The organism is Lysinibacillus sp. IITD104 (assembly GCF_036698265.2).
Taxonomy (GTDB): Bacteria; Bacillota; Bacilli; order Bacillales_A; family Planococcaceae; genus Lysinibacillus; species Lysinibacillus boronitolerans.
The window spans coordinates 2078892-2099735 of the sequence record NZ_JBAHYH020000001.1 but is presented as its reverse complement, the minus strand read 5'-3'; the positions used below and the strand labels follow the sequence as shown (position 1 = coordinate 2099735).

23 protein-coding genes are annotated in these 20844 nt (G+C 32.4%); 6 read left to right on the top strand and 17 right to left on the bottom strand.

Annotation, left to right across the window (positions count from 1 at the left end):
- Positions 1-365: 365 nt before the first annotated feature.
- The 8 genes from V1L66_RS10600 to V1L66_RS10565 form a co-directional block, all read right to left on the bottom strand.
- Entirely contained in the window at positions 366-707 is a 342-nt protein-coding gene (locus V1L66_RS10600) for a hypothetical protein (protein WP_312126360.1), read from the bottom strand.
- Between the two features lie 50 nt (positions 708-757).
- A complete protein-coding gene (locus V1L66_RS10595; RefSeq protein ID WP_081977433.1) occupies positions 758-1369 on the bottom strand; it encodes a hypothetical protein in 612 nt (203 codons plus the stop codon).
- 259 nt (positions 1370-1628) lie between these two features.
- Positions 1629-1805 carry a hypothetical protein gene (locus V1L66_RS10590; RefSeq protein ID WP_016993146.1) on the bottom strand — a complete coding sequence of 59 codons (177 nt, stop codon included), beginning with the start codon at positions 1803-1805 and terminating at the stop codon, positions 1629-1631.
- A gap of 18 nt (positions 1806-1823) precedes the next feature.
- Complete coding sequence (locus V1L66_RS10585; RefSeq protein WP_016993145.1) at positions 1824-2051, bottom strand: hypothetical protein; 228 nt, start codon at positions 2049-2051, stop codon at positions 1824-1826.
- Positions 2052-2072: 21 nt separating this feature from the next.
- On the bottom strand, positions 2073-2312 hold the full coding sequence (locus V1L66_RS10580; RefSeq protein ID WP_312126364.1) for a hypothetical protein: 240 nt from the start codon (positions 2310-2312) through the stop codon (positions 2073-2075).
- A 238-nt stretch (positions 2313-2550) separates the two neighbouring features.
- On the bottom strand, positions 2551-2811 hold the full coding sequence (locus V1L66_RS10575) for a hypothetical protein (protein WP_016993143.1): 261 nt from the start codon (positions 2809-2811) through the stop codon (positions 2551-2553).
- A gap of 291 nt (positions 2812-3102) precedes the next feature.
- Positions 3103-3249: an XkdX family protein gene (locus tag V1L66_RS10570; RefSeq protein WP_312126367.1), complete on the bottom strand. Its 147-nt coding sequence runs from the start codon at positions 3247-3249 to the stop codon at positions 3103-3105.
- On the bottom strand, positions 3249-3464 hold the full coding sequence (locus V1L66_RS10565) for a hypothetical protein (RefSeq protein ID WP_312126369.1): 216 nt from the start codon (positions 3462-3464) through the stop codon (positions 3249-3251). Before V1L66_RS10565 ends, V1L66_RS10570 begins: the two co-directional genes overlap by 1 nt.
- 300 nt (positions 3465-3764) lie before the next feature.
- Here V1L66_RS10565 and V1L66_RS10560 point away from each other — a divergent pair, with 300 nt between their 5' ends.
- Together V1L66_RS10560 and V1L66_RS10555 are read left to right on the top strand one after the other, a co-directional pair.
- Entirely contained in the window at positions 3765-4358 is a 594-nt protein-coding gene (locus V1L66_RS10560; RefSeq protein WP_036074858.1) for a DUF4352 domain-containing protein, read from the top strand.
- A 154-nt stretch (positions 4359-4512) separates the two neighbouring features.
- Positions 4513-5259 (top strand): Ig-like domain-containing protein, encoded by a 747-nt coding sequence (locus tag V1L66_RS10555; RefSeq protein WP_312126372.1) that lies wholly within the window; start codon positions 4513-4515, stop codon positions 5257-5259.
- A 542-nt stretch (positions 5260-5801) separates the two neighbouring features.
- On the opposite strand, the gene V1L66_RS10550 is transcribed toward V1L66_RS10555, so the two are convergent.
- The 3 genes from V1L66_RS10550 to V1L66_RS10540 form a co-directional block, all read right to left on the bottom strand.
- Positions 5802-6155, bottom strand: a complete 354-nt coding sequence (locus V1L66_RS10550; RefSeq protein WP_036074861.1) for a hypothetical protein — start codon at positions 6153-6155, stop codon at positions 5802-5804.
- Positions 6156-6669: 514 nt separating this feature from the next.
- Positions 6670-7386, bottom strand: coding sequence for a hypothetical protein (locus tag V1L66_RS10545; RefSeq protein ID WP_312754640.1), 717 nt, complete (start codon positions 7384-7386; stop codon positions 6670-6672).
- A gap of 11 nt (positions 7387-7397) precedes the next feature.
- Positions 7398-7637 carry a hypothetical protein gene (locus V1L66_RS10540; protein WP_016993743.1) on the bottom strand — a complete coding sequence of 80 codons (240 nt, stop codon included), beginning with the start codon at positions 7635-7637 and terminating at the stop codon, positions 7398-7400.
- 1403 nt (positions 7638-9040) lie between these two features.
- Between V1L66_RS10540 and V1L66_RS10535 the strand changes: the two genes are divergently transcribed.
- Positions 9041-9529: a hypothetical protein gene (locus V1L66_RS10535; RefSeq protein WP_312754635.1), complete on the top strand. Its 489-nt coding sequence runs from the start codon at positions 9041-9043 to the stop codon at positions 9527-9529.
- Between the two features lie 570 nt (positions 9530-10099).
- Here the strand turns inward: V1L66_RS10535 and V1L66_RS10530 are convergent.
- On the bottom strand, positions 10100-10420 hold the full coding sequence (locus V1L66_RS10530; protein WP_016993748.1) for a DUF1827 family protein: 321 nt from the start codon (positions 10418-10420) through the stop codon (positions 10100-10102).
- 959 nt (positions 10421-11379) lie between these two features.
- Here V1L66_RS10530 and V1L66_RS10525 point away from each other — a divergent pair.
- Positions 11380-12597 (top strand): type I restriction endonuclease, encoded by a 1218-nt coding sequence (locus V1L66_RS10525; protein ID WP_312754632.1) that lies wholly within the window; start codon positions 11380-11382, stop codon positions 12595-12597.
- A 729-nt stretch (positions 12598-13326) separates the two neighbouring features.
- On the opposite strand, the gene V1L66_RS10520 is transcribed toward V1L66_RS10525, so the two are convergent.
- Both V1L66_RS10520 and V1L66_RS10515 read right to left on the bottom strand, forming a co-directional pair.
- Entirely contained in the window at positions 13327-13716 is a 390-nt protein-coding gene (locus V1L66_RS10520; RefSeq protein WP_036076378.1) for a VOC family protein, read from the bottom strand.
- A 605-nt stretch (positions 13717-14321) separates the two neighbouring features.
- Complete coding sequence (locus V1L66_RS10515; protein ID WP_312754629.1) at positions 14322-14720, bottom strand: MerR family transcriptional regulator; 399 nt, start codon at positions 14718-14720, stop codon at positions 14322-14324.
- A gap of 584 nt (positions 14721-15304) precedes the next feature.
- Between V1L66_RS10515 and V1L66_RS10510 the strand changes: the two genes are divergently transcribed.
- Positions 15305-15934: a TetR/AcrR family transcriptional regulator gene (locus V1L66_RS10510; protein ID WP_312754623.1), complete on the top strand. Its 630-nt coding sequence runs from the start codon at positions 15305-15307 to the stop codon at positions 15932-15934.
- Between the two features lie 460 nt (positions 15935-16394).
- On the opposite strand, the gene V1L66_RS10505 is transcribed toward V1L66_RS10510, so the two are convergent.
- A complete protein-coding gene (locus V1L66_RS10505; RefSeq protein ID WP_016993757.1) occupies positions 16395-16955 on the bottom strand; it encodes a hypothetical protein in 561 nt (186 codons plus the stop codon).
- Between the two features lie 248 nt (positions 16956-17203).
- On the opposite strand from V1L66_RS10505, the gene V1L66_RS10500 reads away from it, so the two are divergent.
- Positions 17204-18145, top strand: coding sequence for a DMT family transporter (locus V1L66_RS10500; protein ID WP_312754619.1), 942 nt, complete (start codon positions 17204-17206; stop codon positions 18143-18145).
- Between the two features lie 130 nt (positions 18146-18275).
- Here V1L66_RS10500 and V1L66_RS10495 read toward each other — a convergent pair whose 3' ends face one another.
- Both V1L66_RS10495 and V1L66_RS10490 read right to left on the bottom strand, forming a co-directional pair.
- A complete protein-coding gene (locus V1L66_RS10495) occupies positions 18276-18755 on the bottom strand; it encodes a GNAT family N-acetyltransferase (protein WP_016993759.1) in 480 nt (159 codons plus the stop codon).
- 247 nt (positions 18756-19002) lie between these two features.
- Positions 19003-19854 (bottom strand): hypothetical protein, encoded by an 852-nt coding sequence (locus V1L66_RS10490; protein WP_016993761.1) that lies wholly within the window; start codon positions 19852-19854, stop codon positions 19003-19005.
- Positions 19855-20844: the final 990 nt, after the last annotated feature.

Sequence of the window (20844 nt, the reverse complement as noted above, 5' to 3'; positions counted from 1 at the left end):
GACAAATAAACTTTTGTCTCACCAAAAATTACTAACTATGTTTTATTACCTATTTTTATAAAAAAACAGATAAAGAAAAAGCCTCTTCTCATGGATGAAGGCTTTAATATTGTGATAATCCTATTGTCGAGAGCTCACTTGCGACTCATGGCAGAGGGTACCACGTTATTTTGTAAGGAATTGTGTTCTAATTTTATAGTGCATTTCCGTGCCTTGTTAATGTAATACCAAGAGAGGAAAACCTTACCGCGCCGACCTACCTCCGAGTTTACATATATATTTTTTCTATCACAAAAACATGCTACATGTTTTACATTTGTTCCTTTTGTTACATCTGCTACATATCCTTTATATTAACGTATTTTTTACTTTATCTCATTAAGTATTCTGGCTATTTTATATTCCCCATTTATTTCTACAGCTATTACACTATCAATATTATTCGTAATTTCCTTATTTTTTATTTTGTATAGATTAGTTCCTTCACTAAGTCTGTATCCCTCTTGGTGTTTAGTGGGTAATTTTTTTGTTTGTAATACAATTTCCCCGATCTTTTCTTCCAATTCAATTTTATTTATGGGTTCATTAGTGACAAAATAATTATTTCCGTCCCAATTGAAAACTGGATTTGATAATTTTTCATTTTCATTACACCCACTTAATAATACAAGAGTAAAAAATAAAGAAAATACTATTATCTTTCTCATCAGCTATCCCCCACCTTGTAAAAAGAAGGAGGGCGCACCCTCCATCTCTTTTATTTGTATAGAATTTTCACATAAGTATCCTGTGCGCTTGGGAAGTTCTCGTAATAAGTTCTCAGATAAATCCCAGCAGGATTATATTCCTCTACTTTATACTTTGTTACATTATACTTTCCGTATACTGCTGGTCTACTCCATCTATTGTAATCGGCACTAACGTAATAGCCGTTACCCCCAGCAGAACTGATCGAAACTGAGACAAAACCGTAAGATACAGATACTCCAAATGATGTTGTAGACGTGCTAAACCAGTACCCGCTTGCGCGATTATAATCCTTGAAGCCTGGATGCCATCCAAAGTTATAATCTGATGATTCAGTCCATGAGCTTACCTTTGTATAGTATTTTTGATTACAAGTAGCACATAATGGAGAAATACCCTGTACATCAGTTTCTTGATTAACGTTTACAGTAAATTCATCCGGTAATTCTTCGTAAACTGTTACTACTGTCCCATCGATTTCTTTAGTTTCCAATACGGCAGGAGAAAGGCTGTCTAAATTCCTTTCACTATCCACTAGTGCACCCAAAGCAGCAGGTTGGTTTAAAAAAAACAGTGGCAATACTAAGATTGTAAACAAAACAGATAAATAAACTTTCTTCATTGCTCTTTACCCCTTTCGATTATATTATGCACCGGTACAATAATATGATTCTATTATTTTCCTGAAAAACCTCTTTTTTTACATATTATTTATAAAATGGTTAATAATTACTAATAATCATTGGATAATTTTATAATAAAGTTTTTTTATCATTTGGTCTATGATTCTTTGTTTAGCTAAGTGGATTACCTATTGGGCCACAACCGTACTGCACACGATTAATTGGCGCAATTTGCACGATACGCCCACCACCACCAACCTAGTGAGACGTAAATGCTTTTGCTTTATTTTTGTTCATATATGCTATTTCTCTTTCTAAAGCATCAGGACTACAATTTTTCGGATTTCCTGATTCATGGGCAATAACATATTTTGCTGCCGTGAGCGCTAGATTTGGTAATCCAGACATCAACTGTTGCTCAATAACGTAACTCATTATTGTTCACCTTCCTTATTAGCTGCCTATAATCAAATCAAATGTGCCTGATGCTGTTAGTCCTGCTATAAAGCCAGAAATCAACATAACGTACAGTGGAAATTCAGCTAACGGCCATAATACCAAACCAATAAAAATACCAATCACTACTGATGTGATTGGCATGTTTTGAGTATTTAGATTAATAGTCTTTTTAAGTACCTCCGCAACTGCTAAGACAATTGCAACCATTCCGATTGCAATCATAAAAATATTTGTTAATCCATTTTACGCACTCTCCTTGTTAAAAGTATGTTTTTCAATACGGTCAATTCGACCCTCTAATTTCGAAAGACTTGAATGAATTCCTTCTAATGCATTTGCTGTCCTTTCTTGTGATTCATTAGAACGTTCTAAATGCGTCATTAATGCTTTTTCCCGCTCTTTTGATTCATCACGATGCGATTGAAAATGTAGCGTCCAGCAATCAATACCGCGCTTATTAATATGATTGATAAGTAAGTCCACGGATTTGAACTCTTGGCCACTTTTTCAGCTATACCTGCCCCTGTTATTACTAAAAGCTCCACTGTCCTCAACTCTACATAAAAAATAACATTGCTTGGCACAGTGCATTACTTAGGTCTTGTTTTATAAAAATTGCCCTCCACGATTACCGTGGAAGGCATTAAAATTAACCTTAACTATGTTACGTTTAATTCGTTCAAGAATATACCCCACCTAATTATAGGTGAGGTAAAATCGATTACTTCCCAATTGTAATTGTAAAAGTAACGATTATTTTTTGACCATTTAAACCTGTTAATTCTAAATCAAATGTACCAGATTGACCAACACTATATCCTGTACCGATAGATATAGCTTTGTATGAGCCAGTAAACGTTACGTTTTTCCCTACTAAAGCCCCCGTTAAGTTGGAGATTTCACCAATAGAAAAGCTTCCATTATAGACGGAAGTTTCAATTAGGTTACTATCATCATCCTCGATGTAAAAAGGAGCATACATATATGCAAAGTTTCCACCGTTATTAGCCTCATATTCTGTAAGATTAAAAGAAGCTGCAAGAGGTGTTATGTCGCTATTCTCGTTTTATACCCTTTTATAACACGGTTTTATAACGAGCCTTCACCGTACAGGCGACTTTCATCGCATACGGCGATCCGTCAACGATAGATCTTTATACTTATTTCCCCTACCGTCATCATAAATACAAATTTAAAGTTAATCAATAGAATCACGACAAGGTAAAGAAATCTTAACGTACCCATTCATTTAGACAATAAAAATAACGCTAAGCTATGCTTGCGACTTAAAATCTTGCTTAGTTATTTCTTTATACTGTTCAGGTGTAATCTCACCAAAAGGATTAGCTTCTGTTATTACTATGCGACGCTTTTCTGCTGTAACCCACTTTAACTTATAAGCCATTTCCCAAAATTCCATTAAAAAGCCCCTCCTTTTAATTGCATGATTTCTATTTTCATCCGGGCCAACTGCGCACCAAGTCCGTTGATCACTATATCCCTCTGCATATTATCTAACTTTTCTTGTGCTAATTGAGGACCTAATGCTGCAATTGTTTCTTTTTCGGTTGGCCCACTGAAAATTTTAGTAGGTGGTTTTAAGTTTCCGTATTTATCGCGTTCTCGAATTTCCATTAATCAATTACCCATTTGCACCTACTCGTATTATTAACATCCACAATATCTTTCTTTAAAATACCCCAACGGCATATCTGATTTCCCACTCTTTTCAGCAAACTTTTTTAGCTGAATCTTTTTTGGACTTTGACATGCTACTCTCTCCTTTTAAGAACATTCGTTTGTATTTATCAATGCATTTTTTCTATTTCTTGGATCTAGGGAATCATTCCCATCCAATAATTACATACAGACATTTTTTTACTATTTTGCTATAGTTTCAAATGTACTAAATACATATATAGGGAGAGTACGTAAATGAAGAAATTTTTTAAATTAGGATGTGGAGCATTAATTGCTTTAATTATCCTAGGCGCTATTATTGGGGCATTAGGTGGCGGAGATGATTCATCAAAAGTTGATGATCAAAAATCTTCTGCAACTAGCACTGATAAAAAACCAACTAAAAAAGATGATCAAGACAAAGTTGTTGGAATTGGTACGGCTTTAGAAGTTGGAAAAGCAGTATTTACAGTTAATGAGGTTCAATTAGCAGATCAAGTAGGTCCATCAGCGCTACCGACACACGCAAGTGGAAAATATGTAGTCTTAAATGTAACTTACAAAAACAATGGCAATGAAGCTGTGACAATTGATTCAAGCTTCTTTAAATTAAAACGCGGCGAAAAAACATATGAATCTGATAGTACTGCTAGTATGTCAGCTAACCAAGGAGAAAATGGAGATATTCAAAATAGCTTCTTCTTCCAAGAGGTTAACCCGGATATGGAAATCAGTGGTAAGGTGGTATTTGACTTAGCTCCAGAGGCAGCCGAGGCAACTGACCTACAATTACAAGTTCAAACTGGTTTGTTTGGAACAGAAACAGGTATGATTAATTTACAAAAATAATTTCATTTATCTTAAAAGCCCAGGCTCAAATTTTGAGTACCTGGGCTTTTATTGTCAAATAACTAATAAAGTTTACTCGTTTTTATCATATACAAATCCCACTATTAACCATAAAATATATTAATATTATATTTTGAAAGGTTGAAGTTTAAAATTGAAGAAAAGTCTAACTGTTATTATATGTGCATTATTTTTATTTGTTTCAAATTCTTCTTTTGTTTATGCTGCACAAGATACTGAAGCTCCAACTATTGAAGAAATAAAAGTATTAACACCTGTTGTTAAAGCTGGCTCTACGGCAAAGATTGAACTTACAGTTTCAGATAATTTATCTGGAATTAGATATGTAAATGTACATTTTAAATCACCAGATGGCAAGAACCACCTTTATCCTTTTGATCTATCTATAGATGAACCTGGTGAACTCAAAGGTACTTACATTTTAGAAAGTCATGTAATGGCAGAGTTTGGGATTCTTGGTGAATGGACATTAGATTATATATCAGTACAGGATTTTGCTTTTAACACCTACTCATATTTCACAAATAAAGGTTACGAATTTCTTCAAAACAAATCCTTTATTGTAGAGGGCTTTACATCTTGGGAAACACAACAAAATGTTGAATTAAATAAAGAATTTACAATATCATTTAATTCAAATATTGATATTTCTACTATTTTGGAAAAAAATATTTATATTAAAGATGATGCCCGTGGCGAAAACATACCATTAATGTTTATTATCGATAGAAGTTCAGACATGCAGACAAGCAAGGTCACGATTGCACCAGTAGGAAGTTATAGATCAGGAAGTAGTTATACGCTATATATAAAAGATATTATTTCTAAAGATGGTCAAATTTTAAACGAAAATGTAAAAATGCAATTTATAACAAAATAAACAGCAAAGACCCAGACAGCAAATTAAGCTGTTTGGATCTTTATTTATGTTATTTTACTTCATATGGTTGTTTTGCTTTCGTCATTATAAACGAGCTTTAATCCTAAAAGCTCGGCTAGTTCACTCACCTGAACATGTGTCCTACCATCAATAATTGCTGAAATGGTCTTAGCATCATTGAGCATGACTTCTCTTCTGTAATTTGCGCACCTTTTACTTCCTCTAAGCCATTAAAAATATCTAGCTTGAATTGCGCCTCGGAGATCCCCATACTCGCTAAATAGGCGAATGGATCAACATGTTTCTAGACTCCCTATTCCCCACCTTCATACCCTATTTAAAATAAAAAGCCATGAGAAGCTTCGAGATTCAGTAACATGTACCGTTGCCCATCTCGATTGCTCTCATAGCTAAAAAACACATAAAAAATAGCACTGCTCGGCACAGTGCGTTGTTTAGGTCTTGTTGTACATTAAAAACTCTTCACGAAAGTGAAAAAGCAAAAAGAAACCCCACCATATAGATGAGGTTCAATTCAATGATTATGGATTGATGTAACTAAAAGGCAATCCAATATTTTGGTTATCTATTGTTTTGACTTGAACTGAAATACCATCTCCACTGTCTATTGCAGTAAAGAATGTTATATCAAATCCAACTTCTCCTTGAGCATTAGTTACTTCCGTAATAGGCTTAGTCTTGCTACCTTGAAGTATTTCTTGTACACCGTACATCTCAGCCCTTGTATTATCGTTATTAGTAATTATAATTTCTAAGTTAAACTGATATCCAGCTATCGGATTAGAATTGCTGTCCAAAGCTTTTACAGTCACAATTCGAGTCCCTACCCCATTTAATGGTGCAGATATTGTGACAGTTGATTTAAGAACATCCAACGGCCCCACATTTGGTACGCTATTCTCGTCTTATCCTTTCCTTACAAAGGTCAGGTTTTATAACGAGCCTTCACCGTACAGGCGACTTTCATCGCATACGGCGATCCGTCAACGATAGATCTTTATACTTATTTCCCCTACCGTCATCATAAATACAAATTTAAAGTTAATCAATAGAATCACGACAAGGTAAAGAAATCTTAACATACCCTCTCATTATTCACTTCACCACCGATTGACTTTGTTAATAGTACTTCTTTCATTTTACTATCACCTATCCTTCGCCAATTTTTGTGTAAATAAAAAGCCATAAGGCGAATAGAAATTCAGTAATATGTTTCGTTGCCCATCTCGATTGCTCTCATAATGTAAAATTAAAGCCCACTAAAGTTGTGAGACGCAATGAGAAAAGGATACGTCGATATGACGTATCCAGGATACGTCGATATGACGTATCCTTTATAAAGATTGAATTCTACACGTATTATTAAAATCAACGATTCATCATTTTAATTTAATCCATTAATTTGAACACAGTTACTTTTTGATAATCAATTAGTGGAGCATGAACTTTATTCCTCAAAACCTTTAACATTTTTTCATTTTCCCCATCTACCACAAAGGTAAGATATTTCATTGGTGTTTGCTCTAATTGTAGTAAAATAGCGTGCCAAAACAATGTCAAGCTTCTTCCCAATGATTGATATCTTTCTTTAACAAAAAGATTATCATACATTAGCAATTGATTCGTAGATGGTAACACAACACACCAGCCTACTAATTCCTTATGGTGGCGTAAAATCAAACTATTAGTCGCTACTGTATCATAACAAAGTGGATGAAATCTAGTTGGAAACCAAACATTTTCACCTTTTTCAATAAAATTAATATCTTGTGGTGTTAACTCTTGAATCGAATGGATAGTAAATCCTTCTTTTAAATGATTTCGATTAAAGATGGGTAGTTCTTTAACTTTTAGCGCATCTAGTATAAAAACATGCTGAGCTATTTCCTTTTTCCATTTATCAGAAGATATAACATTGTTTTCATTAAATTCTACTTCAGATACTTGGACATAAATATCCTTATTACAAGTTCCATATTCATCTGCAAAATGAGCTAACAGTACTTCTAGTTGGGTATGATGGAGTTTTGTAGAAACAACGATATTTAATGATTTTTCTTGTTCTTCAATTGACCATTCTTGTTCAACGCTTTGTTTATATACCATAGTATTTCACCTTATTCTAGCACTGGTGTCACAGATTGTGATTCAACCTCTACCCCATTAACACCTTTTAAGGATCCCTTAGTATATGTTACGTTAGCCACAGTACTCTTTGGAGCGAACTCTACCGTAATATACTCATCATCAATTTGATTTGGTGTTTGAGGTAGGTTTGTACGATAAGTATTAAACAACGAACCCATAATTGGATTATAAGGATTATTAATGTCAAAAAATTTAAATTCCCCTGGCACTACAGTCAAATCATTGATAGGTTGTGAAAATTTTATTTCTGCCTTAGTGTACTGATTGTTACTATTTCTAAAGATATTGATGCTTGAAATTTGTGGAGCTACATTGCTGTTCTCGTCTTATACCTTCTCTATCTCAGCTTTATAACGAGCCTTCACCGTACAGGCGACTTTCATCGCATACGGCGATCCGTCAGCAATAGATCTTCAAAACTTATTTCCCCAGTTTAAATATATTCTATCAAGGTTAAATTTAGGTTAAAAAAATCGAAAAAATTTAACGCTAAGCCTTTATCTAATGTATTGAAGACAACTTCACGTAAATTAGGGAGGGTTACTATAAGAGTCTGCGATTTGATTTGTTGATTCCGTAGATGTAAATACTTTTTGCGTCACTTTATACCACCTTCACGTTAAATATTTGCCAATTACTTACGCTCATTTGAGCATTAATCGTATCAATCTCAACATTACCATTCTGATTACGTTGGAAACCTGTGCTTGTAAAAGGTTTAGAGCAACATCGCTTTTATGTTCTACGTTTGTTAAATGTAAGCTTAAAAAGCCAAGAATCCAGGCATACGTTTGAATAACCTGATACTGTTACTTCGTAGTTCATAATAACTCCCCCCATTTTTTACAACATTTTAAATTGAATTATCTTTAAATAACGTCTCCAACTATAACCATTTTAGGGATATATTAAGCAGTTTGTAACTTTGTAAATTATGATATGTTTATCCATGTTTGTTGGCCAACAAATTTTAATTTTTAGATATTATAAGGAGTGATTTGCTTGAAAAAGAGTTTCTACTTGGTTTCAGTATTTTTTATTTTATTAACTGTATTTTGGATATAAGTTGAATTCTCTGTTAAGACTGAAGCTGTAGAAAATAAACAGCCTCAAACAGTCCAAAAAATTGCCTCAAATGCCGAAAATTCTTTACCAAAGAACTTACATTTTAATTTAAAAGTTAACACCGAATATTTAGAATTGCCAAACAATAGTAGCTGAGTATTAGTAGAAGGGAATAGAAATAAATTTGGTGGAGATCTAGGTCAATCTTCTATCAATATACATATAAAGGATTTCAAGATTTTACAAACAACTAATAATAAAGAAGTATATGAAGCTTCTACAAATGGAGTCATTAAATCTATTACTGGAGAAATTATAATTTTAACGGTACTGGTTTAATGTATAAAATCAAACTGTCGGACGGAGAATGGGTTTACTCAGGATCATTTACTTCATAGGCAATTATTATGTAAAAAGTGTTACAGCCTCCATTAGAAATAGGTGTAAAAACAGCAGAAGCTGAAGTCACACATACTATAGGCAGTTAATAAAAATAGTCATTATTCACTGGTTGTAAATTAATCTCAACAATATGGGAGGATTTAAATTGAAAAAAAGGTTTACATTTATAGTCTTACTAGCGATTATTTTTGCTCTAACAACTTTACTGTTAGGTGCTTATGCCAAAACACAGTATGAACAAATTAGATACTATAAAACCTCTTTTTTTATGGGAACGCAAGATTTGTTAGAAAATTATCAATCGATTTTAGATTTCGAGAAGAGCTACTTAATGGAAAAGGATATTAACAAAAAGCAACAAATGCTTGAAAATCATAGTAATTTATTGTTCTTATCGGAGAATCATTCTGATTCTATAAGAAGTTTATTATATAAACAAGTCAATGTTGATGAATTTGTAGAGTTAGAATCTAATGTTAGAATGGAGGCTAGTTCCTTCCAAAGTTCCTCATCGGATAAAGAGAGACAGACACATGTCAAAAAACTTGAAACAGCAATAGCAAGGTATAAAAATTTTATGGATGAAAATATGAAAGCAAAGGACGTTTGTATTTATGAATCTTGTAATAAATAGAATTTTACTTACAGACCGTTCGCCTAAATGCAAACTCTATAATTGAACACAAAAATGAGTTCGTTTAAACCGAACTCATTTCATTCTGTTAATAAACTATTTAGTCCATGAAATTTTTGTTAGCTTGAAAGTATAATTTTCGTATGTTTCACCTTTAAAACCTAGGTATAGGTTCTGCGATAGTTAGGTAGCCAACCAAATTTATAACGTAACATAAATAGTTTCATAAACATACTCCTTTATTATAAATTCATATCAATTTACTGACAGCCCATACTGACTTTCACACATTTGTTCTTCCTCCATCAACTTCAAATTCCATATTGTGCAATAATCGAAAAACGAACCATATTTCCAAATATCCCCTAATCATATTATCATTTTGTAAGTTGCTAACCTAATAACAGGAGTTGTTATGAAATGAAAACACATTTTGAAATTGGACATTTCATGTTAGCTGGAACAAATTTAAAAGTCTCTAACAGTCGAAGGGATCGTTGCAAATTACGTTTTAAAAAAGACTATTTACGATAAAACCTGTACTCTTATTATTTTATAAGTGACCTGACTTTACTGAGAAAGTGAATTAATTTCTTTATTACGAATATGAACAACTCCAGTATTACTAACTTTTATATTCACTTCTGTTATGCCTCTTTTTAAAATATGTTCTATTGCATATCTAATTTCCCATTCTTTAACCTGACCAAGATCATTTGAAATACTAGCATGGCTAGACTTTTTATTTTCACTATGAATAATGACTGTCCCTTCACATTCGTATACCTTTACAACACCACCCATAAATCCGGAAGCAATAGTTACAACATCGACTCTTTCTTTTGTTATATCTCGAAATATTTTAGTTGGAAAATTATATATTTTCGCCATTTTGACCTCTCCTTCCCCAGAACGTTTGTTTGTATTTATAATAGAACAAGCGTTTGTGTTATGGCAAGGAGAAATTTATGAAAATAAAAAAACTTTGTTATTTGATAGTGATTAAAATCTTTCTTGTATTTACTATAAGAACTAAGATTTATTAATAAATCAATTTTTTAATCATAAAATATTAAATACAAAAAAATCCAGGCTCATAATTTATTGAGTACCTTGGCTTTTTTGTCATCGGGTATTGCTTTTTTAGATTAAAACTTTAACCTGTACAACTTCTGATCAAAATATTATTTTGTTGTTATGCATTCATTGTTATAGACAACCTTCTAATAAATTTGCAATTTCACGGACTGATCTATATACCTTGAGTTGTTACAACTCCATTTACTAAGATGTCCTTAACAATAAATCTGTTAGCATCTGCATTATGAAAAGCAATTAGGTTATTTTTATTCTGTTTTAGACGTTTAGAGATTTTGTCATCATAAAATGCTGAAGGAACGCGCCCTAAAAATCCGACTAATATTTCCAATCCCTACCAAAATAACTAATAATATCAGATACCACTGATTTTATTTACAATAAATTGTGGATACTTATATACAAAATTTCTCAGAAAGAATAGGTACACAAAGAGTAAGAAACTTGAAAAACATAATTTTTCCAGATAAATTTATACATTTGATGGGCACTAAGTGTAAATTAAAGACATAATGTTAGCTCTATTGGAAATATTATTTATTTATGCTATATTTTTTATAATGAATATAGGTATATTTACGCAAGAATTATTAACTATTAATATGAAAATGGATTAAATACTTGTACTCTATTGAGAAATTTTTATTCAGGAAGCAAACTTAACTTGGCTTAAGAAAGATAACTAATCTATTTGACTACAGTATACAAAATAGTTGCCATACATTAATTCAAAACAAAAGGAGAGGGTACAAATGAATCTAAAAGAAACTATAGAAGTATTAAACAACGTAATATCCGAGAATAGTGAACTGATCAAAAACGAAGAATCTACAAAACAATTTCTAGTTTTACCATTGCTTAAAGGGTTGGGTTACGATACCTATAGTCCCCAAGAAGTCACTCCAGAATTCACAGCTGATTTTCATAAAAAAAATGAAAAAGTAGATTATGCTATTTCTATCAATGGGCAACCTCGAATTTTTATTGAGGCAAAATCAATCAATACGAAAATCAATAAAAGTGCCCCACAATTAAGTAGGTATTTCAGTACATTTCCAAGTGTTAAATTAGGGATATTAACAAACGGAATTGAGTATCACTTTTTTACTGATTTAAATAACTCAAATATAATGGATTCTAAGCCCTTTTTTATCTTCAATATTATAAATCATAATGAAGAGGATTTTGAAAATCTCATTAAGTTTTCTAAAAATTTATATGATGAAGAAACAGTAAAAATCCTCGCTGAATCGTTAATATATTTCCAATCATTTAAATCTGTAATTAAAGAAATTTTTGAATCCCCAAATGATGATTTTATCAAATTTGTTATTAAAGAACGGTTTAAATTTAAGGTAACTCAGCAGTTTATAAACACCTCTCGCCCTTTAATAGTGAAGAGTATTCAAGAGGCAATATCTGAAGTAATTAGTGAAAAATTTAATATAGATACTTCACGATCTTCTCAAGAGATTGCTAGTACTAGTATAGAAGGTATTACAAAAGAAGAAAAAAAGGTTTACTACACTCAGGATGAAATTGATTCACTAGGGAAATTTGAAGAGTTTGAGGGAGTAACAATTGTATTACCCAATCCAGATTCTTACATAAAATTATTGAAGTTAACATCAGAAGAATACTCAGTTGAAAAAGGTAACCCATTAAGTGATTTCTTTATTTCTTCCGTTGTAACTCAAGGTTCTATGATTGTTGGGTATTTAGTTGGTCAGTATGTTAATCAAATGGAAGATATAAAACTATATACCGTTAAATCTAACGAAATAGCAAGGTTTTTGGATGAAAACCCTATTCTCAAAGAGACAGGTTTTATTAACGCCCGATTAGGTTCTCGATTAAATAAAAAGAATAATGAAACAACATACTTCTTAAAAAGTTGTCTAAATAACCTTTCGTTTAGAGATATACCTAACCTTATTTCTAGAATAGAAGACACAGAGAAGTTTTTTTAAAATAAATTCCAAAGTAGAACTCAACTACATCTAATTAATAATAAAGAAGTTGAATTCCAAGCATTTCCCAACCGCTCAACCCTCTAAAATTATCAAAGAGTTGGGGAAACGAAGAAAGAAGAATCGGAGAAGTATCCTAATAATGATTTTATTAATCAGAAGTTACTCTAAAAAATAGAATAAGTTATATAGATGATTGTTTAATAATAAAAAAGTAAAAAAACCATCTGTGAATAATTTAATATCCATAAATATAATAATAAAAGAACTTCAACGTTTCCACCTGGACAAATTTATCATGTTGAATGGGATGGAGATTTTAAATACGCAGGATACCTAACAAGATTTGATTATGCATACGATCCTGATGCAGGTATTTACTTTGCAACATATAAAGGAAATATTACAATTCAATAAAATCGAATAAACACCTAATCCCCTAGAGGTTTAATAAAGCATAAATAAGCATTCTGGTCACTTTTAATAGAAGTGACCTTTTTCTTTCTATTTATCCTCGGTGAACTTAATTAATTGTCTGCCTTTTCCTTGCTAGTACGCTTTTGCTATGTTGGTGTCATGTAAAACTTGATTAATTTTTCATCAACCTTGAATTGATTATCTGTAGACAAACTCAATAAAGTTTGAGTTTGTCAGTCTGAAACCTTCTTCTCTGTTTTAATGAAGGTTTGATTTATTTAGTAAAGTCCCAAGGGCAATGTTCACATTTTTTTAAGAAGCTTCTTTACAAATCATTAGTAAATTGCCATCAATATCTTTGAATACAAAATAAAAATTATCCTGAATCTCTGTAACAAGTTCAACATTATTTTCTTTCATAAATTGGTAAGAAGCTTCAATATCATCGGTCAAAAGCTGAATTGATGGAACTTGGTAAGTGGAAATATCACCATCTTCATTTCTCCACTTTGGCATGGAATCTAGAATTAATCCAGCCGTACCTTTCATGGGTACCACGAATAAATGTCCAAAATATTCTTCTCCCCCTTCCAAACCTAGTATTTTTCTGTACCATTCTTTTGCTTTCTCTAGGTTACGAACTGGGATAAATACACCTCCGATTCTGTTTTTTATTGGTGATTTGTCGTCATGGCTAGTCATAAATACATCCTCCTTAATAATTCATTTCTACTTGTGGAACTCTATATTTTTTCTATTCAACGTGATATTCTACTATTCCTTCTTGCCTAACCTACCCGATAGGTTGAAGGAACAACACTTTTAGAATTAACTAAATTGAAGCAGCTTTAAAAATTGTTTCTCATCCTGAATATCGTAGTACTCGGAAGTTTCATTTATTTGCCAATCGCTCGCATACTTCTTGAGGATCCATCTTTATCACTTTCTAAATAGAAAGTAGTCATTTTTATTTTTCACACTACCCTTTTATACTTCAAGCCACTTGTCATATAACCCCTTAAACATAATTTATGTTGAGATAGCCAATATCGCCCTACGATTTACCAAGCTAAGCTATCCCATCATCCATAATACAAGATAGCTTTTATTGTATAAGAAGCCTTGATTGCTCACATTAATATGAGTGTTTCGCACGCACTTATTAGGTGGTGGCGTTAGTTGACCGTCACTACCGCTCTCATTTTAGGGTTACTTCCAGATCAGAGGCCCTTTTTTAGTTTCCTAAAGTATACAACAACAGCTTTAAATTATTGAATATATTCTTTTCCTTTACTTTCTAAACACAACTAACAATTTTCTCCTTTATTTTTCTCTAAAAGTTGCTTTATTTTATTATCTATATTTAATAAAACTTGTTTAATTTGTTTAATCTGATGTTCTCTTTGTAACATCTGCTCATACTTTTCTTGGAATATAACTTTTATTTCAAGTAGATTTTGTGTTTCCTCTTTTGTCAGTTTTTTATTTTGATCAATATTTCCCGACCAATCAAAAAGCATTTTGATTTCTTGGAGAGAAAATCCCGTTTGTTTAAGTTTAAGGATTGCTTCCACTGTATCAATGTCTTCCTTGTTATAATTGCGGTGCTTATGATTAATTTCTGGATGCAATAAATTCATTTTTTCATAATAACGAATAGTATCTTTACTAAGACCAGTACATATTGCAAATTCACCAATTTTCATTATGATCCCCTTCTATCATATAAATTTGTAAACCATTAGGGCAATTATACAATGGAAAATGAAACGAATGATATGATGGCTGAATGTAATTCGTCCATTTGATAACCTTCCTTCTGTAACTGCTAGTATATGTAACAAGATAAATGCAATTAACAGTAATATAAATAACCAATCTTTGTTTGGTATACATAATATTAAGAGCATACTAATTGATACGATAACAAACATGAATGTTCGTACTTCAAATCCAACTTCTTGCCATTTTTTTATCCCTGCCACTCCTATTAAAACCGCGTATAACCCAATTAGTATATTAGTTATAATTACCATCTCCATCACTCCATTCTTTGATAACATTCATCTTAAAAGATGGAGCTGACTCCATGTCAACAGATAATAAACAACTTATTTTCACTTTCAAATAGGCTAAGAAATAATTCCATTAAGCTCAAGTATCATAACCTTCCTCACGAAACACCCTAGTCTAGCCCTTGAACAAGCTTTGGTTTAATTTCAAAGATTTAGGACCCTACCTAAATGTAATTTTAATCGATTTATTAGTACGACCGTGCTAAAATAAATACATGAGTAAAAAAAATAAAACAACTAACCAAAAAGAAATGTCGTTTATTGAAAAAGCCCGTAGAACTCAAATTGTGGAATGTGCTATTGAAACCATCGCAGAAGTAGGATACGCCCAAGCTTCTTTAGGTCAAATAGCAAAGCGTGCACAAATCAGTAAGGGGGTTATCTCCTATCACTTTGCAAACAAGGGGGAATTATTAGAGCAAGTAATTTACGATTACTACATGGCATGTCAAGCCTATACTGCACCTCTAATAGAAAATCAAAAATCTCCTATCGATATGCTTAGAGTGTATATAGAATCAAACCTTCGATTCATAGACGAAAATCGGCAACATGTTTTCGCTGTTATTGAAATTGTTTCTAATGAAAGAACTGCTGATGGCAAACTTCGATTTGCAGCGGATCATGATGATACTATTTTTCTTCCAATTGAAAACATTCTTACACTAGGAATGCATGAGGGTGTTTTCCGAGAATTCACCCAATTGTCTGCGAGAGTGATGGCGTTAGCGATAAGAAATTCCATTGACGGATTCACCATTGAATTAATGAGAAATCCCCAGTTAAATGTTGAGGAATATATGAGAGAACTGATAACAATATTCGATAAATCAACTAAAAAGTAATAGGAAAGACTTGAGGAGGATAGCTATGCATTACTATGAGGTCATTTGTTCTAGTTGTAGAAAAAAATTCAGAGTATATGAGGGGTCACTGAGATTCAGACAGTTAAAGGAAAGAACAGAGAAGATTTTTCGCTGCGAAGAATGTTATAGTAAAATTCGAATGGATGCCATTAAAAATTTTTTTAGATAGCTCTTTAGGGCGGTCTATTAGAGGTTAGGAAATACAAATTGAATAAGCACAAAGCCTAGGCCCAAATTAATGAGTATCTGGGCTTTGTGAAATCATTTAGGTCTATCTTTACTTACAACTATGCTATCGTCAGTCGTTTCTTAAAACAAATTCCATCATTTCCTATACCTATTCATATATGCTTTGTAAAAATAAAAAACATCAGGAATCAGGAACAACTACTATGCACAACGCATTTAAAAAGAACACCCACGTTAGACGTTCTTCCGATCAATTTTTCTTGTTTAAATCATCTGGATAAATTATCGTGTTAATTACATCTCCATTTGATTCATCTTTAAAAATTACTTTGACTTTATAATCCTTTTCATCCACACCATTAAATAATTGATAGTACATACCTGTTAAAGCTAGTCCGAATGAGGCCATTGTGTCAAAACTATTATCAAATTCTTCTTTGTTTACAGATAAAGTGAATTCTGAAAAAGACTTGTCATAGGTTACATCTTTAATAGATTTGAACTCTTCACTTGCTTTAAGCTCATCTACACTTGCTAGAATGCCTTCTTTTAAACCTTTCATCATTTCTTTATGTTCTTTTTCAGACAATTTATAAGTTAAAGAACCATCATCATTCTTACTGACTTCCTCAATCCCACTGCTTTTTGCCTTTGAAATAACAGAATCAATGTCCTGACCCTCAAAAAATATAGCTGGAATCGTTACTTCTACATCTCCACCATCTTTGCTACCTTTTTCTTGGCCCTCACTACAACCAGATATCATAACACCTAGTAATAAAATTAATGGTAGTATCCATTTTCTTGCCATTCAATCTCCTCCTCATACACCAATATACAGAATTTGAAGAGATTACACTATACTTTATTGACATAAGGCTACTATTTATTAGCCGCTTCTACATTTTTTCATTGCATTCAGCCTTGTTCACTAATGGCTGCAATGGATAAGGGATTTTTACTAATCGTTCAATGCTTAGTAAATTTGACAAATATTTTGATATAATCAAACATGTCGTTGTTTTACATTTTCTTCAACAAAGGTTGTGATGAATTTTTATGTTTGCAGTACTTTTGGCTATAAGTATTGGAGCTATTCTTGCTGTGCAAACAGCCATTAATGCTCAATTAAGAAAGTTTGTGATTTCTCCTTTTTTAGCTTCATTGATCTCCTTCGCTGTTGGTGTCATCTTCTTAACTATTACATTAGTAAGTAGTGGTACATCACTGGGGATTCCCTTAGATTTATTGTTGAACCAACCTATCTATATATGGTTGGGGGGAATTGGTGGCGCTATTGCGATAACTACTAACATTCTCTTGTTTCCTAAATTGGGAAGTGTGCAAACAACTATCCTACCGATCTTTGGAATGACGCTAATGAGTATGTTAATCGATCATAATGGCTGGTTTAATGCAACACAATATTCCTTTGGATGGAATCGAATCTTTGGCATATTACTAGTCTTACTAGGCGTCCTTTTAGCTACAGCTATACGAAGCAAGAAAAATGAACAGTATTCTCCCCAAACAAATAAGGAGAGTGTGCGGAATCTATGGATTTGGCGCATAGTAGGGATTCTAGCAGGAATGTTACTAGCTATCCAAATCGCTGTTAATGGGCAATTAGGAAAAGTTCTTCACTCTTCTTCTCATGCTGCCCTTGTTTCATTCTTTGTTGGTACTATTACCTTGAGTATAATTGTTGGGTTAAAGGATCGATCTTACTCAAATATTAAAGAACCTTTTAAACAAGCTGCCCCTTGGTGGATCTGGATTGGCGGGATCTTAGGAGGATCTTATGTTCTTATCAATGTATTTCTTGTCAATCAAATTGGAAATGGCCAAACTGTAGTCCTTGCTTTATTCGGTCAAATCACTGGTAGCTTGCTTGTACAGCAATTCGGATTGTTTAACTCGCTAAAGAATCGAATTCAACCATTACAAATAATTGGTTTAATGGTGATGATAGCCGGTGTATTTTTAATCAGGATATTTTAAATAATTTTCTTTGCTAACCTTGATCATGAAACTCTTTTTCAAGAATGGATGCGACAATTCTCCCAAAACATAAAACCAGAGTTCATCTACAAAATGTAGCATAAACTCTGGTGACGATGGTGGCCTATCTTTATTTTATGAATTGCCTCATGATTATTTCTTCGCCGATACGTCCTATTAGCCTCTCATTCGTATCTTCAAACCCTACTTTTACATATAGTTTCTGTGCTGGTATATTATCTTTGTCTACAACTAAAACAATTTCATCACAATTAGGAAATTCTGCTTTAACAAACTCAACTAGTAATGTCATTCCTTGTTTTGCATAGCCCTTCCCTTGTTCTGTATGATTAATTGATAATGCAGATAATAGCATCGCATTTCTATTCGTAGAATATTTCTTAACTCGTTCATTTGCATTTAGGAGAAAGAAACCAACAGGTGTATTTTCACTTAGAATTACAATGCGATGCTGTCCTTCATTAATTTCCTCAAAATTGCTCGGCAGTGCAGAAAATTGTTTTTGCTCTTCAGTAAGTACAAAAGCGTTCAGTCCTTGCATATATTCACTTGAAAAATGTTTTAATTCAACCTCTTTCAATTTTTCCATTACATAATTCTCCATTCACTTTTTCTATACTTTACCATTTTAATAGGTTGTGGTCATTCATTTATTTGAAATTTCGAAAAACAATACGTTCGTTAGATAAATAAATCACGTAAAAAATGCCCAGGCTCACATTAATTTGAGTACCTAGGCTTTGGTGTTTCTTAGTATATTCATCCTAATAACGTTTTTGGATTTGCCGCTAACACTCTACAGGCTTCATGTTGTACTTTTGTTAGCAATGTAAACTTTACTTGATTTCGTTCACTAACACTGCCGTATTTGGAGCAACAATCGCTTCAATGCCCGAAGCTTTGTAGCTAACTCGGATTGACTCGTTGCTTTTATATAAATGGAAAGTATCCGAACTAAAAACAAATTCCCCGTTCTCATCTAAAACTGGTGAATAGGTGATATCATAATGGAACTTTATGTCCTTTGCATCGGCTGGCATATCTGGTTCAGGTTGATAATCCTCAGGAACTTCCGTTGTAACGTATCTAAAAAATAGTTGTATGTCGTTTTCATCTATTTTTTTCCAAAGGTCATATGTATTTCCTTGCGCCTTCATACCATCAAAATAAGTTGTTTCCTTTTCTTTATCAGTAAGGGGCAGATAAGGAACGGCTGCTTTTGCTAATTCCGTTATTTTTATTCTTTTCGTTTCTTTCCCTGCGGCATTATAAACCAATAGTGTTTTGTCTATACTTCCAAACAAATCATCTCTTTTTCCAACTAGAAGATGGTTTTGAAAGGTTAAAAACACCTCATCATTTTGCAAATCTACATTATATTGATTTACAACTTTATTCATCTCTTTATTCATGAAATGTTCTTCAAAGATATATTTTAAATTTCCTAATCCCAATAAAGGAATTATTGCTGCGATAATCATACTTAAAAACAAAAAACCAAATTTTTTGGATAAACTAATCTTATTTTTAATAAAGATGATTGGAATACCCACCGCAAAAGTAAAACCTAATAAGCCAACATATGCAAAAAATTGCATCAACCCTAATTCATCTTTTTCGTACATATTAATATATACACACACACCAAGTAGAATGATAGCGATTAATCGTATCAATTGATTTTTCATAAAATACTTCCTTCCTTTTACAAACCTCTAAAAGCTATTATCAGCTCTGTTAAATAAATTGGAGAATTATTTCCTTTCTGTATATTTATTACGTATTAACTTCCGATAGCTATATTTGCTCCTAAGCTATGTACCATTTTTCTATCGTTTTATAGTGACTAATTAGCGTTCTATTCCAATTCCATAGAATACTTTACCTATCAAATCTTAACAATGTCTTGCCTTCTTTTATATATGTAATTTTTCCCTTTTTCCACTTCCCTTCTTCATAAATGGAAGGAGCATTACTTTTAGAAATGTACAACTAACTAATAGAAATATCGTTATTGTAAATATTGGAGGAGACTGGAATGGTGCATAAGAGATTTTTTCTTACTTTATCGTATATTGTTTATTTTGTAACCGTACTTTTCTTAACTTATAGTATCCAATGGTTGACTGTGCTTTTTATGTGAGGTATTCGATTTACAGCTGCAGAAAGTTATCCAGGGGATTTGAGTAGTATTTCTTTAGTTTTATGGAGCTTCTTATTTTCTAGCATTCATTTTATAATTATAACAATGTATTTTTCCTTAAAATCATTTTTATAGTACATATCAGCAAGATAAACTGCTAAATCCTCGTTACTTATGGATAATACTACTCTTTAGGATCAATATCACAAGTGTGTCTCTACCATCTCTAAAAATATAAAAGACAGCAAGTATTAAAATCTCATTGGTTTACTTTCTCTTGGATATTGTTACAGGGATAGTGGCAACCATTAATATTAACCCTAGAGAGAGGATATTTTAAACATTCATTCGTTGAATACCCCAATAAATAAGGCATACCTATTAAAGCCATTACTACTCCAACTACAAACAAACCCATTTCAATTTTTCTAATTATATTTCCCTCCCATCTCTTACCACTTTTTATTCATTTTTCCCTACAACCAGAGAGGCTTTATCTAAGGAGCTTCTTTAAAATAAAAGACACCCCTCAGAA

Coding starts and splice junctions, on each gene's coding strand:
- V1L66_RS10520 (WP_036076378.1), bottom strand. CDS start 13,716: ATGACTAGCCATGACGACAAATCACCAATAAAAAACAGAATCGGAGGT.
- V1L66_RS10515 (WP_312754629.1), bottom strand. CDS start 14,720: ATGAAAATTGGTGAATTTGCAATATGTACTGGTCTTAGTAAAGATACT.
- V1L66_RS10490 (WP_016993761.1), bottom strand. CDS start 19,854: ATGAAAAATCAATTGATACGATTAATCGCTATCATTCTACTTGGTGTG.
- V1L66_RS10575 (WP_016993143.1), bottom strand. CDS start 2,811: ATGTATGCTCCTTTTTACATCGAGGATGATGATAGTAACCTAATTGAA.
- V1L66_RS10495 (WP_016993759.1), bottom strand. CDS start 18,755: ATGGAAAAATTGAAAGAGGTTGAATTAAAACATTTTTCAAGTGAATAT.
- V1L66_RS10545 (WP_312754640.1), bottom strand. CDS start 7,386: ATGGTATATAAACAAAGCGTTGAACAAGAATGGTCAATTGAAGAACAA.
- V1L66_RS10595 (WP_081977433.1), bottom strand. CDS start 1,369: ATGAAGAAAGTTTATTTATCTGTTTTGTTTACAATCTTAGTATTGCCA.
- V1L66_RS10500 (WP_312754619.1), top strand. CDS start 17,204: ATGTTTGCAGTACTTTTGGCTATAAGTATTGGAGCTATTCTTGCTGTG.
- V1L66_RS10560 (WP_036074858.1), top strand. CDS start 3,765: ATGAAGAAATTTTTTAAATTAGGATGTGGAGCATTAATTGCTTTAATT.
- V1L66_RS10570 (WP_312126367.1), bottom strand. CDS start 3,249: ATGGAATTTTGGGAAATGGCTTATAAGTTAAAGTGGGTTACAGCAGAA.
- V1L66_RS10525 (WP_312754632.1), top strand. CDS start 11,380: ATGAATCTAAAAGAAACTATAGAAGTATTAAACAACGTAATATCCGAG.
- V1L66_RS10530 (WP_016993748.1), bottom strand. CDS start 10,420: ATGGCGAAAATATATAATTTTCCAACTAAAATATTTCGAGATATAACA.
- V1L66_RS10590 (WP_016993146.1), bottom strand. CDS start 1,805: ATGAGTTACGTTATTGAGCAACAGTTGATGTCTGGATTACCAAATCTA.
- V1L66_RS10565 (WP_312126369.1), bottom strand. CDS start 3,464: ATGGAAATTCGAGAACGCGATAAATACGGAAACTTAAAACCACCTACT.
- V1L66_RS10585 (WP_016993145.1), bottom strand. CDS start 2,051: ATGATTGCAATCGGAATGGTTGCAATTGTCTTAGCAGTTGCGGAGGTA.
- V1L66_RS10600 (WP_312126360.1), bottom strand. CDS start 707: ATGAGAAAGATAATAGTATTTTCTTTATTTTTTACTCTTGTATTATTA.
- V1L66_RS10510 (WP_312754623.1), top strand. CDS start 15,305: ATGAGTAAAAAAAATAAAACAACTAACCAAAAAGAAATGTCGTTTATT.
- V1L66_RS10505 (WP_016993757.1), bottom strand. CDS start 16,955: ATGGCAAGAAAATGGATACTACCATTAATTTTATTACTAGGTGTTATG.